Origin of the sequence: Lysobacter capsici, assembly GCF_014779555.2 — a bacterium.
Classification (GTDB): Bacteria; Pseudomonadota; Gammaproteobacteria; order Xanthomonadales; family Xanthomonadaceae; genus Lysobacter; species Lysobacter capsici.
The window spans coordinates 3926345-3940348 of record NZ_CP094357.1; the positions used below are offsets into that span (position 1 = coordinate 3926345).

The window sequence follows — 14004 nt, forward strand, 5'->3', positions numbered from 1 at the left end:
TGTCATGGTCGAGCGTTCACCGTGTCACTCGATCACGAAGCGCAGCTTGGTGGCATCCTTGCCCTTGCAGCGCTCGTTCATGAAGGTGTCGAAGCGCTTGCGCAGGTCCTCCGGCGTGGCCGGGGAGCCGCCTTGCAGCAGCGCTTGCTTGATCTCGTCGCCCTTGACCGCGATCTTCTCCAGCCCCGACAGCGCCTCTTGCACGGCATTGGCGAACTCGGTGGTCATTGGGTCCGGCAGCTTGCGTGAGGCCAGGAAGGCATCGATCAGCTTCTTGGATGCGGGTGGCAACAAGCCCAGGCTGTCCTGCGTGAAGGGGTCATCCAGGTTCTCCAGCAGGGTTTGTTGCCAGTTGGTCACCAACTGATCCAGGTCGTCGTCCAGCTTGTGCAGGCGGTTGGCAGCCGGGATCAGCTCCAATTGCTCGGCAGACGGGCGGAACTGGCAGTGCGGGCAGACGGCGGCAGTGACCAGGGTCGGTTCGTCCAAGGAGGAACAGCTCTTGAGGCCGTTAAGCGACTCCTCGAAGGCAGTGAGTTGGCTGGTTGGCATCAGCGACACGCCGGCCAACACGCGCAGCGCCAGCAGGCGGTCGTCCTTGCGCAGGGCGTTGCGGGTCTTGTCCTCGGCCACGCCCAGACGCGCCTTGCTGTGGCTGGCGATGTAGGCGGTGATGTAGTCCTTCTTGAGCTGGTTAAGCGTCTGCCGGTATTCGGCAGCGTGCTCGGCTGTGCGGTCCTGGCTCAGCTTGTCCTGTAGCGCCTTGCGGGCGGCCTCGGCCTGTTTCACCCACGGGTGATCAGCGGGCAGCACCATTTCGGCCTGCGAGAGGTAGGATGCCGTGCTGCCCAGCTCCACCACCAGTTCGAGCAGACGCTCGACGGCTGCCAGGATCTCCAAATTCTTCTTCTGGCCGTCCAGGTCTTCCTGGGTGACGCGCAGGTTCTTGAGCTTGCCGACGGTGTTGTACGGTGCCAGCGACTCGCTGAACTTCTTCAGCGAATCCAGCCTGGCGTGCCAGTCTTTGGCTTCTTCTTCTCGCAGCAGGTTCTGGCCCCAAAAGCCCAGCTTGCCTTGCTGCAGGTCGGAGCCGGCCTTGAGCACGCGCGGCACCAGCGCACTGACTTTCTCCTGCAGTTTGATGACCGGCTCGGTGTCGCCCTGGCTGGCCTTCTGGGCCAGGCCGGACGGCAGATCGAACAACTCGAACAAGGCGCGCAGCACCGCGAGGTTGATCTCTTTGGGTGCCTCGACGTGCTTGAACTGCTTGAGTTCCTCCAGCGAGCGTTCCGCCAGCTGGGTCAATTTGCCGGAGTCTATCTTGTCGCCGGTGATCGACAGCACGATGTCGCCGGAGTAGACCAGGCCGCCCAGCACAGTGACCAGCAGATCGGGTTCCAGCCGGTACTTGATCGGCGCGAAATACTCGACATCGGACGTGCCCGACAGCAGTTCGCTGCGGTTGAGCACCTGGCCGTGCCCCTTGGCCTTGAGCCGCTTCAGCACCTCCTGCGCATAGCGGGAGTTGGCGGGGTCGACGCGATCACCATCGAGCAACTCCAGCGCATCGAGCATGGCGAGCGCATCTTTGGTGCGAGTACCGCCGGCCAGTGCGCGCAGTGCGTTGCCGATCAGTTGCTTGCGGTTGGCCTCGGTGACCAGCACCGAGAAGCTGGGGTACTCGGGCGAGATGTCAGCAAAGCGCTGGCCGAGTGCCAGGCCGGAGACGATGTTCACCACGTCGCGGAAGTTGATGCGCTCGTCCGGGCCCAGTCGCGCACGGTCGCGCAGGGACACGCCCTTGGACCAGTCCTGCAGCGTCTTGGTCTTACCCTGGTAGGTGACCTCGAACGCGGTCATCTGCTTTTCCTGCAGCCACTTGCTCATGGACCGCAGCGAGTCCTGAGCCTTGGACAGGTAGATGGCTTTCGCGCCGCCGCTGGCGGTGGACGCCAGATCCAGTGCCGCCGCGTATTGCGACAGGTAGCGCTTGTAGTCCTCGTCCGGTGACTTCAGGCGGAAGAACACTTCGTCAGCCAGGTTGTTGTCGCTGAACTTCGGCTTGTCAAAGGGCTGGATAAAGTAGATGTAGAAGTCGCGCTCGGGCTGGGCCGTGGGCCGATCGTTCGGTGCGCCAAAGAACAGGTAGCCCATGCGTTCGACGCGGCGCTCCTGCCACTCGATCTGGTACTGCCAGATCTGGAATCCGGGGTAACGCAGATCGTCGCTGCACTCCATCAGCGCCTTGATGGCGCTGTAGTAGGCGCGGTCCAGCGCGTCGTCGGACAGGGCTTCGGCGCGCTTTTCGATCTGCGCGTCGTAGTCGATGTCTTTCTTGAGATCGAGGTAGTACTGCTCGGTGTCCGGCGCCTTGGAGATGAACTGGCCGTTGACGGTCTTCAGCACTTCCCGCATGACGGTCTGGACCATCGCCAGCAGGTTCTCGGCCGGATCGCCCGGCATGTCCTCCACGCCCGGCTGGAACAGGCACAGGGCATCACGCAGCTCGGCACCCGTGGGGCCGATGGGCACATGGATGTCGCCGCCCGTGGTCAGGCGGTGGACTGCCAACGCGTTGATGACGCGCAGCGCCATTGCCTTGTAAGCCGGGCGCGTAAAGGCTTGCTGGACCCGCGACTCCAACACTTCGGAGACACGCATCACTTCCTTGATGTTGGGGTCAGCGCGCAAGACCGAGTTGGTCTTGATGGTGTTCCAGAAGCTCTCGTAGCTGATGAACAGAGGCTTGTCGGTGGGCACTTCCTGGTCGAGGATGGCCAGCATGGCGGCCTCGATGGTCTTGAGCGCGCCGCGCTTCTCGGTGAAGTGGATCTGCTCGAAGGTCTTCAGGTAATCCGGGTGAACCGGGAACAACCGCACGTACTCGTCCATGCGCTCGTTCATGGAGCCGTAGAACTTGGCGAACGGCGTGAGGTATTCGCGGATCTTGTTCTGCTGGTCAGCAGTCTTCTTGAGCAGGCGCGCGGAGACGACGAAGCTGACATCCTGGCGGTCGATCAGGATCTGGGTGAAGCGCTCGTTGACCCGGCGCATGCTGTCGGCCACATGCTGGAAGCGCACGCTGTCAAATATGGCTTCCTGCACACCAGCGACGAAGCGGAACTTCAGGTGTTTGGTGACCTCGCCGATCTGACGCAGGATGGCCAGATCCTGTACCAGTTCGTGATCGCGGCGGGACTGCAGGTATTCCAGGAACTCGTCGACTACGAGCAGCACACCTTGGTCCGGGAATTTCTCCGCGAACGCGGCCATCATCTCCTCGAAGGAGTCCTTGTTGTTGAGCTCCTTGTCGGCAGTCGGGAAGGTGTAGCCGACGCCGATCTTTTCGAGGAAACGCTCAAGCTGCAGTGTGATGATCTGGCGCAGCGGCATCTGCAGCCCGCCCACCTCGATGCGCAGCACCTTGAAGCGGCCAGCAATCGGGGCAACCGCCTCGGCGACCTTGGGGTGGCGGATCATCGGCGCATAGGCCGCATCCTCGGCCACCAGCGACAGCACCGACATCAAGTGCGACTTACCGGTACCGTAGTTGCCGACGATAAGAACGCCCTTGTGATCGACCGAGTCGTCGAAACTGAGCTGGGGAACCATGAGCTTGGAGATCCGCTCGGCCATGTCGTCGGAGATGACGTAGGTCGCGACGAGCTTCTTGGCCTCGTCCGGGCGCCCGGCATCGAGCAGCTGAATGACTGACTCGATCTGCTCGAACTGGATCAGATCTCCGTATTTCATGTTCTTGGCCATATGGTTCTCTCTTCCCCGTAGCGTCAAATTTCGAGTACGACCACGCCGTCGCGGCTGTAGTCACGATGTTCTGGATGGCTCATGTCGGCGTACACCAAGCGATCACCGCGCAGCTCGCCAGGCCAGACGGCCACGACGCGCTTGGAGTGAGCCAGCCGCCTGACGAGGTCAAGCGGATTGATCTGCAGGCCCGGCTCGAACAGCAACTCGAGGTTGTCGAGCAGCAGCGGATCTTCAGTTCGTTCCTTGTCCGCGATCTCCCGCAGCAGTTCGCCTGCCGAGAAGCCGCGCTTGTTGTTCGGCGTGGCAGCCAAACGGCGCCCCAACTCCAGGCCGACGTTGAGCGGCTCGATGTTGAGCTTGGCGCTGAGTTGGCGCAGCAGTTGGGTCTTGCCACTGCGGCTGGGACCGACCAGCAGGATCAACTTGCTGTTGAGGTCGCCGATTTCGCCGATGAGTCGTTCGAGTTTTGCGAGCATGCTCAACCCCTCAGTCCGACTCGGCTTCAAGCCGTTGTTGATCTGGGGATCGGTAGCCCGGCGCCAGCACGGCGTTGCGCACGCCGTAGATGGCCAGGTGGTCCTTCAGCCACAACCGATACTCGTGCCCACGCAAGCTGTGGTCGGGCGTGCAGTCCACACTCCATTGACGAAGGATGTATCCGGCCGTGGCGGCGCGCAGCTTCATCCGCAGTACCCCGTCGCGCATGCCGTAATCCATTTCGGTGATCTCCGGCCGGGGTTGATCCGGGTGCGGCACCAACTCCAGCTCGACGATCCGGGTCCACTGAATGTCTTGTTCGCTCATCTCGTGGGGTGCCACTGGCTGGCCTTTGAGCACGACGGGGCGTCTGATCCGAGTGATCACGAAATCCCGAAACTCCTGAGTGTTCCGGTCGAAGGCGCGGACGTGCCAGCGCAGGCCGTTGTCGATCAGCGCGAACGGGACGATCTCCCGCACGGTGCGGCCATTGGAGATGGAGTGGTACTCAACGCCGAGTGGACACTCCTGGTGAATCGCTCGGGTCACGCTCGCCAGAACATTCAGGTCCGGGTGCGTAAGCCGGGACGGGCTCTCGCTCGCCACCCACGCCTTGAGCCGCATCGGCTCACCATCGCCAAAACCCTGGGTCAGCCACGACAGCACCCGCTCGGGAGGGAAGTCGAATACGGGCCGGAAGTCCGGCCCCAGGACGTAGGACTTGCCTTTGGGGTCGTAGTCGATGTTGCCGGGCGCCAAGTCCTTGTACAGCGCGAGATCTCTGGATGCAGCGGCGGACTGGATCCCAAACCGCGTAACTAGGTCCTGGCGACGTATCTCCCCGATGAACAGCACGCGCAGCTCCACGAACGCGAGCCGGTCGCGTTGTGGCTGGGTCAGATCTGCAAGCTGTTCGTTCGACATCCTGGCTGGCTCGTTCGGTTAGCGAATGCTTGTAGGGGCTGTTTATGACAGCCTATGGTCTGCGATAGTAGCATGTACATGGATCTATTATGGCCCGTATATATGTCGCATTTTGATACCCATAAGCCGGGGGGGGGGGGGGGGGGGGGGGGGGGGGGGGGGGGGGGGGGGGGGGGCGGATCCGATATGCCTGAGTGGCGAAAGCAGCTGAACCGCGTCGCGCGGCCCGATTTGAGCGCGACGGAAGAATTTGAGACACCGGCACCTCCGGCCTGGTGCAGCAAGCGCCAGCAAAAACGCACGATCCAGGGGCGGTTTCTGGGCTGCTTGCTTGGTGGTGCAGTCGGCGATGCGCTGGGCGCACCGGTTGAGTTCATGAAGCGGACCGAGATTCTCCGTCGCTTCGGCCCCGAGGGCATCACTCAGTACGCACCGGCTTATGGTGGACTGGGTACGATCACCGACGACACGCAGATGACCTTGTTCACCGCCGAGGGATTGATCCGAGGCTGGGTGCGCGGCTGCTTCAAAGGCATCACGACCTACTCCGGGGTAACGGCCCACGCCTATTTGCGCTGGCTGCAAACTCAAGGCGAACGCCCTACATGCGACATCGACTTCGACACGGATGAGCCTGGTTGGTTGTTTCAGCAACGCCAACTGCACAGCCGTCGCGCACCGGGCAATACGTGCCTATCGGCGCTGCGGGCGATGAACTCCCTCGGGGAGCCGGCCCGCAACGACAGCAAGGGCTGCGGCGGTGTCATGCGGATGGCGCCGGTCGGTCTGTTCGCCTGGCGCCTGCGGCAGTACGAGTCTCCTCAAGCCGCCTTCCGGCTGGGTACAGAATTGGCTGCGCTGACCCATGGGCACCCGACCGGAGCCCTGACCGGTGGTGTGCTGGCGGTGCTGATCCTTGCGCTGACCGATGGTGCGTCGCTGCGCGAGGCACTGGACGCATCCAAACTCCTTCTGCGAACCGAGCCCGGCCACGAGGAGACGCTGCGGGCAATAGAGATGGCCGAGGAGTTAGCCGATTCCGGTTTACCAAATGAAGAAGCCATTACCCGGCTGGGCCAGGGCTGGATCGCTGAGGAGGCCCTGGCGATCTCCATCTATTGCGCGCTGGTCGCCCGCAATTTCAAACATGGCGTGATCCTGGCGGTGAACCACGATGGCGACTCTGACTCGACTGGATCGATCGTGGGCAACCTGCTCGGCGCCATGCACGGCGTGAAGGCAATCCCTGTCGAGTGGCTGGAGCCGTTGGAGTTACGCGATGTCATCACCGAATTGGCGGAAGATCTCTACGCGTTCAAGGACTGGGAGATCGGCGAATACAACGACAACGAAGATCTGAACCAGCGGATCTGGCGCAAGTACCCGGGATTCTGAGAGAGAGTGAACTGGCGTGGGCGAAATCGACGGCATCGCCCGTTGTGCCGAGCAGAGCCAAAAAAAATGCGGAACTCCCCCCAGATGGACACCGCGGCGTCCATCTGGGGTTCTCAGCACGCGCACCTTTCGACGCCTACCTAACATCGCTTGCTGGCCGCCCGGCTGTCGGGAGAAGGCAGCTACAGCCACCCTCTCTCTGCCAAGCTCACCGTCTGACGTCCACCCACGATGACGTGGTCAATAACTCGTACATCAACCAACGCCAACGCTTGCTTGAGCCTCGCCGTAACGACCCGGTCTGCGGCAGACGGTTCCGGGTCACCTGACGGATGGTTGTGAGCCAGGATGACCGCGGCTGCGTTTAGGCGCAGGGCCTGTTTCACGACTTCCCGGGGATGCACCTCGGCCCCGTCTATGGAGCCGTAGAACAGCTCCGTGTAACGGATCAGGCGATGCCGGGAATCCAGCATCACTGCAGCGAACACTTCGCGTTCTGCCCCGCCCAACTTGGCCAGGAAGAACTCAGCGGCGATCTTGGGGTCGCGGAAGCAAGTGCCCCGTTGCATCTTGGCGTCGACGATCTGCTTGGCCGCGGCCAAGACGGCCTCGGCATCCGCGGGGGCATAGTGTTTGGTGCTGCTGCGCACGTAGAGGCCCAGCACCGGTTCGTCTGTCATTTCGTGATCTCCAGTAAGCCAAAAAGGGCGCTCGCGCGCCCTTCGGTGGTGGTCAATGATTGGCGCCTGTGGTCGCATCGCCTGGTGTGGCAAGTCGTGTCAGCCGGTCCCAAGCCGGGCGACCTTCTCTTGCAGGCGCGCGCGCAGGGCTGGCGGCGGGGCCGGCTGCGCCCGACCAGGCTCGCCCTGCTCGGCATCGGGATAGAACTCCTCCACGAGGGCCGGCACGTCCTCCTCCAGCTCTTCGAACGCCCCATTGGCGAATCCACGTCGGGCCGCCTCGTCCAACGCGCCCTGGTCGACCCCGGCGGCGCGTCGCCGCGCGTCCAGCTCGCGGGCGTCAGCAATCGCCTGTTCCAGCGTCATGCCAGAGCGCACCACCAGATCCACGTAGTAGATCGGGGCGCGGTGGCTCATCGTCGTTGACTTGCCACGCAGCTTCAGCTCCAGCGGCATGCACGCCAACAGCCCACCGGAGACCGCGCTGTAGTACTGCATCCGTGCCGCCAATGTCCGGATCGTGTTGAAGGAAGTCGTCCGCAGCACGAAGCTCCCCAGCGCGTCCTCGTCGGCATCACCCACCAGGACGTTGAGACGCGCGTAGGCCTTGCAGTCGCCGGTCGCGTAAGGGCAGCTGGTCGGCCCCGGACACGGCAGCGAGGCGATCCCCTCCTGGGTGGTCCGACGACAGGTCTCGCCATTACCGACGCACAACGGGCGCCCCGTGGCGCGATCGAACAACGAGTAGTCGGCCCGGAGGTTCAGGCTCGGGTCGTTGAACATCAACCGGACGGGAATCGAGCGTAGCTTGCCCCCTGCGGCCTGGCGCAGCACCTCGTCCAGGGGGTGCAGGATCCAGCCGTCCCGGTTCTGGATCTGGCTGGTCAGGGTGAACTGATCATCCTTCTCCGGCAGGCGCTTGCCGTTGCGCTCGACCACGCGCCCGATGGAAATCCGCCCGACCACGGGCGGGGTAATCACAAGTCCCTTCAACATGGTGTCGCCCTCTAAGGTTGGTTGGGGGTGTCGGTGTGGACGGCCAGAACGAACCGGCGCGCTCCGGGACGCACGACCGAGTACTGGGCCGCGATGTCGGGGCGCTCGGCGGTCAGCCGCTTGGCGTCGAACGACGTGCCGTCCTTAGCCCGCCGGTAGGTGACCGAGCCATTGGCGAAGATCGCTTTGGATGCATCGCCCATGGCCTGCTGAATTGCCTGCTTGAGCGTTTCGGCCCGTTGTTGCTGGGCGTCGAGCTCCGAGCGCAGCCCGGCCAGCTCGTCGAAGACCTGGCAAAGCGCCACATCTCCTGTGAAGTCCAGACTGGTGTCGTTACCGGGGTACAGGTGGCGCAGGGCCCGGGCGGCCGACTCGCTACCGTCCGCGGCCGGCGGCGTGTCGGTCTCGACGCACTCCCAGAAGCGGGCCTCCAGCACCACCAGGCGGGCGATGATGTCTTCGTCCCGGACGATCCGGTGGATCTGCAGGTCCTGGCCGCAGAGCAGAACTGCCACGTCCGCGGCATGCTTGCCTGTAACTGCCAACTGGTGCTGGACCTGCAGCTGGACGTACTCGGGCACCCCGTCCTTCCACAAGCGCGACCCGAATTCCCCCGCGGTCTTGCACTCCAGTATCTGAACGTCCGGATCGCCCACGACCTCACGGTCGATGTTGGCGAGCATGAACGGCAGCGTGGGGTGCTGCAGGACAGCGTTGAGCTTGCGGACCTTGCGGCCCGTCTTCTGCTGGTAAGCCACGGCCACATACGGCTCCAGCAAAGTGCCCCAATAGCGCGGGTCCTCCATGCCGGGCTGTGCGTCGTTGGCCGGCTGCCGCCCGGTCTTCTCCAGCCATAGCTCCAACTGGCTCCTGTAAGGGTTCAGACCAACGGCCGTGGCCGCATCGGAGCTGCCGATGCCACCGCGGCGCACCTCAAGCCACTGTCCGCGGTCCAGCGTGCGCGTATCGACCAGGCGCAGCGCGTTCTGCTTCTTCATGTGCCATCTCCCAAATGGAAACGCCCGGCCAGATGGCCGGGCGTTATGACGTGCTGGACAAGGGCGGGAACCTCAGGACACCAGTTCCAAGACGCTTTCCCAGGCCTTCTGCTTGAATTTCGCACCTTGCCCGAACCACGCCGCGTCTCGACGGTGGTCGTCACTACGTGCGCGGCGGTGGTGGTCCACGAACTCCGTGACGCTATTGAGCAGGCCCCAGGCGGTGCCTCGGCTGGAGGCCAGCATTGCCCCGCGCCCACCGCCTTCGTACAAGGCCCGGGCATTCGCCATTGCCTGCTCGTTGACCACGGTCCCCTTGCCCTCTGCAACCGGGTAGGTCAGCACGCGGCGCAGCAGCCCGTCCACCGAGTCCGGATCCACCGGGCATTCGGCGAGCGCCTTCATCCGGGCGACAAAACCATCCCAAGCCGAGACGGTGATGCCGAGCTGCCGCTTCACCGTGCCCGCGTCGAAATGGCTGCGGTGCGGCACCTTGATCGCACCGCTGGCGCCACCCAGCGCAATCCGCAACGTGTTGTTGCAGACCACTCGCACCGATGTGAACTGGGCGGTGGTAGCGAGCGTCCCGTCACACGCCGTGGCCAGCAGCAGGTATCCGTCCACGCGGTCGCGCCCCTTTAGAACGGTGCTCTGCCCGGTCTTCGCCAGTGCCCAGAACTTACGGCCTTCCCGGAGCACGCCGGCCGTCTCAAGCTCGAAGCCACTATGTGCCGTCAGGTCGCGGTAGAACTCCAGGACCTCCCCCGGCTGCACCACCTTGAAGCGCTTACCGACGACGGCTAGCGGCGCTTTCGTGTCCGAGCGGTACAGCACCTTCTGCTCGGGGAAGGCGTTGATGATGCCCACATTGTTGCTGCCGGTGATGTAGCGCACATCGGACTCTTCGACCTCCCAGTCCATCCCGGCCTGCTCCCTCCAGACGTCGATCGGCTGGTGGTGTGCCAGCTTGTTGCCCAGGCCATGCCACGGCTTCTCGCCGGCGTAGGCCATCGATTGAACTAGATACATGGGAACTCCATTCGGTTGACGGCACAAAAGTAGAAGGCCCGCCGGTAAAGGCGGGCCTTCTACTGCCAGGACACTGGCTCAGGGAAGGCGAATATCTCGCTTAGTCAGCAGGCCAACCAGAATTACAGCGGCCAGCGTTACAAGCTGAACAATCGTCTCCTTGGTGTCATCGCGCATGGCTCTGACCTTGCCGTAAGCGCTTGGGACGTAGCGCTCAGACGTGAAGCGAGGACCTCCCGCTTCAATTAGGTATTAAGGGTTTGAGAAAATTTTGAATCGCGGCAACGCGAGGCGCGCAAAAGTAGCTCAGATAGGCCAAGCGCATTCGAGGCCTAGCCCCTTCGCCAGGCACCCCATCTGAAATTCTCACCCAGATCCAGCGTGCCCGGTTGAAATGCGCCCCCAGCCAAGGGCTGTCGCATGGCCTGCAGCACGGACGCCGATGTAAAAGCACTCCCGCTCGTCGGCATGGCCGTTGCCCCTCCAGCCGAAACTGCCGAAACCTGCCCGGGAACCCCGTCGCTGGCATCTCCTTTGGAGAAGTCGTTTTAGTGGAGCCATACGGACACGCCAAGGCTCAGACGACCCCGACACTGGGCTGTTCTGCTGTTCTGCTGTTCTGCTGTTCTGCTGTTCTGCTGTTCTGCCGTCCGGCCGACCAGGACCAGCGAGATCGACAGTCCGAACCTAATGCTAGCTCGACTACGACCTTCCAGCGCCGTCAGCGCGGAAACACAGTCAGTTGGGCCAGATTGGGGCGTCAAGTTGGTTCCTCCCCAGGGGGTTGGCCTCGATCGCCCGCGCGTTCGGTCACAACCGCCGGCCAGATGCCCGTGCAGCGATCAATTTCCCCACCTTTTTTCCCTCCGATCTCAGTTTTCCGCTCCTTATGCGTCGCCCCAGCAAAAGCGCATCGTGCCCGCAGACAGGCAAGGGGCCTGTCGCTGCACCGAGATCGCGTTATGAGCCTTCACTATAACTGTTCAACCCATACGACCCATTCGCAAGACACCGATACCGGGGGCGTCGCGCCCACGCTGACGCGCTCCAAGCGAGTCCTCCGCAAGAAAGACCTGGCGAAGAAGCTCTCGTGCTCCGAGAGCACCATCGATAACCGCCTGAACCCATCGAGCCGATGGCACGACGAGACCTTCCCGCGCCCGGTTCCGCTGGGCGCTGGCGGCTCGCGCAGTTCCGCCAAGGGCTGGATCGAATACGTCGTCGACGAGTGGCTGGAAAGCCGCATGGAGAGTGCCCGCAAAATGTAACGAGCTCACTAAGTCGACGCAGCAGCTCAGCACACAAAAACCCCAAGCTCCTTGGGGTTTTTAGTTTCTAGACACGGAGAAGCGGGCCCATCGATTCCGCCTGAATTCCGGTTTCTATCCTATTAGCAAATCAACCAGCACTTAACAGAGAAGCATTCACATGAACGAGATCGATAAGTCCAACTCGCACACCCAGGCAATTACCTTCGACTGTGACCTGCCTAAGGAGCAGATGGCCGACCTTCCCATTACGCTCCAGCCCAAGGCCACCCAGATGCCTCCGGCAGAGCAGGACCACCACCTCTTCGTACGTAAGACCAGTCAACGCTACGGACTCACCTGGATAGGGCACGAGCACGACTTCATCTACTGGCTACTCCGAGCGGAGAGGCTGGTCGACGCCATCGCCCGGAGCGACGACCAGCCCGTTGAAGTTACGCATGATCGAAGGGGACAGCCCCGCTATCAGCTGACCAAGATCGGCAAGGCGTTCTTTAACGTATGCAGGGGCTTCAACCAAGACAGTGCGGAGTACTACAAGCACCACCGCTTCAACCCGCCACTGACCGTTATCCTGAATGTCGTCGACCGGTGGTCGCCTGAGCTCCTGACCCACACGAACCGTAACGGCGATCCGGTGATGAGTGATCCACGAACGCGTGAGATTGTCGAGAGCGCGGCTTCCTCCATCCGCGCGTCATGTCGGAGCCAGGCATACAAGGACAAAGTCGACAATTACAAGCGCAACGAAGAGAAGAACATCGCGAGCTGCTGCGAGTATCTGGAAGCCCAGTTCCAGCGACGTTCGCAACTGCTTATCCTACGGATCGACCTCTACTTCCGGCCGGCGTTCAAGGGTTGGGGCTACACCCGTGAAGCGGACGGACACTACGCGAGGTTTCTGCGCGCCCTACGCGAGAATCGAATCGTACCGGACGTCCTCGGTTACATCAGCAAGCGCGAGGACGGGATCGATCGCGGCATCCATTTTCACGCCCTCATTGTCCTGGACGGGCACAAGCATCGCGATGCCGCCAACCTAACCCGCATGGTGGGAGAGGACTGGGTCCGCCGCTGCGGTCATGGGGACTATGAGGATGGCGTGGATGCCGGCGAGACGGGCAAGAAGGACAAGGCAAGCTATTTCAACTGCTACACCCGGATGGATCAGTACCGTTTCAACTGCCTGGGCCTGATCCATCCGACCGATGCAGACAAGCTGCGCGGCTTGCGCTTGGCGATCGAATACCTGTGCAAGGAAACAACGCAGCTCAAACCCAGTCCGCCGAAGTCCCAGGAAGGCGAGGAGGACGCCGACACCGCGAGCAAGAAGGGGATCCGCAACCTGCGCAAGGGAATCATGCCGAAGGGTCACAGCGGCCGTGGCGCGCCCAGGAGCAGCGGCCTGGACACTTCAGCCATTGATCGAGAGTTGTTGAAAAAGTGACCTCAAATCTAGCTTCCAGACGAAGGGCCGGCTTGCCGGCCCTTTCTCTTGACACGCCCCGGGGAGCACGCAGGAGCCGTGGTTACGCTGCTAGGAATCTAGCGAGCCTCAGCGGAGGCGCCCCGAAACAAGCACAACGTACCCCCAGCCACGATCACGAACACAGTCTGCCAGCGTCTCGTCGATTGAGTCCGGCCGGAACCGCAGGACCGCACTGACTTTCAGCGAAGCATTCGGTCCGCCGACTGCATGTTGCTTCGCAAGAAAGCCGACCTGTGTCAATTGTCCTGAACTCCCTCGATGCATGAAGGACTTGAACGCACCGCCCCCCCGGCCGCCAAGCACGATTGGATCACCTATCGCGACCTCAGTCTCGATATAGCGCTGACACTCACCCGGAGTTGGGTTGAATGCGTTGCGTTGCATGGCCCAACCGAGCGAGACATCCTCCATTGAACCGATCAACACCTGGCCGTCTGTGCGCAGGCCGTCATACGGCACAGGATCCTTCCTTCCCCAGCTCCGCTCGCGATCACCGCGGTAGTACGTCAGATTCCTCTTGGCCCGGGTCATTCCCACATACAGCAGCCGCGCCTCTTCCGCGGCATCGCCTTGGAGATCCGGTCCCAGTCGATCCCACCCTGCAACGCCGAACTGAATCATCGACGGCAGAATTACTACGTTGTCGAACTCAAGCCCCTTCACCTTGTGCAGTGTCGAAACTACTGCCGTTGACGCTTCATCGACCGTCCCCAGCAACCGCACGAGTTCATCGGTTCTCAATTCATCGACAAACTGAACGAGCGAGGAAAGATGGGGGAATGAACGCTCGCGGCAGCACAGCTCCCACAGATCGTCCAGCGTGACGTCGGACGTAGCCGGCCTGGAGTATTCCGGAACACCTCCAGCTTGCACCGTCCGGTTGAAGATCTCTCGCCGCAAATCCTCTGAAAGTGCGGCGTCGCCTTTGGCAGCAGCCTCCCGAAGATGGTCCAACCAGAGCGCCACGTGCCTCAGCTGGG

11 protein-coding genes are annotated in these 14004 nt (G+C 62.4%); 3 read left to right on the forward strand and 8 right to left on the reverse strand.

Features of this window, described 5'->3' with window-relative positions; all coding sequences use genetic code 11:
* Positions 1-24: 24 nt before the first annotated feature.
* The 3 genes from IEQ11_RS15915 to IEQ11_RS15925 are packed head-to-tail and all read right to left on the reverse strand — an operon-like array spanning position 25 to position 5169.
* Complete coding sequence (locus IEQ11_RS15915; protein ID WP_228464986.1) at positions 25-3765, reverse strand: DUF6079 family protein; 3741 nt, start codon at positions 3763-3765, stop codon at positions 25-27.
* Between the two features lie 23 nt (positions 3766-3788).
* Positions 3789-4244 (reverse strand): BREX-3 system P-loop-containing protein BrxF, encoded by a 456-nt coding sequence (brxF, locus tag IEQ11_RS15920; protein WP_029404808.1) that lies wholly within the window; start codon positions 4242-4244, stop codon positions 3789-3791.
* Between the two features lie 10 nt (positions 4245-4254).
* Positions 4255-5169, reverse strand: coding sequence for a BrxR family transcriptional regulator (locus IEQ11_RS15925; protein ID WP_049407026.1), 915 nt, complete (start codon positions 5167-5169; stop codon positions 4255-4257).
* Positions 5170-5355: 186 nt separating this feature from the next.
* Between IEQ11_RS15925 and IEQ11_RS15930 the strand changes: the two genes are divergently transcribed.
* Positions 5356-6564 carry an ADP-ribosylglycohydrolase family protein gene (locus tag IEQ11_RS15930; protein WP_191822873.1) on the forward strand — a complete coding sequence of 403 codons (1209 nt, stop codon included), beginning with the start codon at positions 5356-5358 and terminating at the stop codon, positions 6562-6564.
* A gap of 182 nt (positions 6565-6746) precedes the next feature.
* Here IEQ11_RS15930 and radC read toward each other — a convergent pair whose 3' ends face one another.
* The 4 genes from radC to IEQ11_RS15950 form a co-directional block, all read right to left on the reverse strand.
* Positions 6747-7244, reverse strand: coding sequence for a RadC family protein (gene radC, locus IEQ11_RS15935; RefSeq protein WP_049406747.1), 498 nt, complete (start codon positions 7242-7244; stop codon positions 6747-6749).
* Positions 7245-7343: 99 nt separating this feature from the next.
* A complete protein-coding gene (locus IEQ11_RS15940; RefSeq protein ID WP_191822874.1) occupies positions 7344-8240 on the reverse strand; it encodes a recombination directionality factor in 897 nt (298 codons plus the stop codon).
* A gap of 11 nt (positions 8241-8251) precedes the next feature.
* Positions 8252-9238, reverse strand: a complete 987-nt coding sequence (locus tag IEQ11_RS15945) for a YqaJ viral recombinase family nuclease (RefSeq protein WP_191822875.1) — start codon at positions 9236-9238, stop codon at positions 8252-8254.
* 72 nt (positions 9239-9310) lie between these two features.
* A complete protein-coding gene (locus IEQ11_RS15950) occupies positions 9311-10267 on the reverse strand; it encodes a DUF932 domain-containing protein (RefSeq protein ID WP_191822876.1) in 957 nt (318 codons plus the stop codon).
* A 962-nt stretch (positions 10268-11229) separates the two neighbouring features.
* On the opposite strand from IEQ11_RS15950, the gene IEQ11_RS15955 reads away from it, so the two are divergent.
* Both IEQ11_RS15955 and IEQ11_RS15960 read left to right on the forward strand, forming a co-directional pair.
* Positions 11230-11535 (forward strand): helix-turn-helix transcriptional regulator, encoded by a 306-nt coding sequence (locus IEQ11_RS15955; RefSeq protein ID WP_049406757.1) that lies wholly within the window; start codon positions 11230-11232, stop codon positions 11533-11535.
* 160 nt (positions 11536-11695) lie between these two features.
* Positions 11696-12982, forward strand: a complete 1287-nt coding sequence (locus IEQ11_RS15960; RefSeq protein ID WP_191822877.1) for a YagK/YfjJ domain-containing protein — start codon at positions 11696-11698, stop codon at positions 12980-12982.
* Between the two features lie 108 nt (positions 12983-13090).
* Here the strand turns inward: IEQ11_RS15960 and IEQ11_RS15965 are convergent, their stop codons facing one another.
* Complete coding sequence (locus tag IEQ11_RS15965) at positions 13091-13990, reverse strand: 3'-5' exonuclease (RefSeq protein ID WP_191822878.1); 900 nt, start codon at positions 13988-13990, stop codon at positions 13091-13093.
* Positions 13991-14004: the final 14 nt, after the last annotated feature.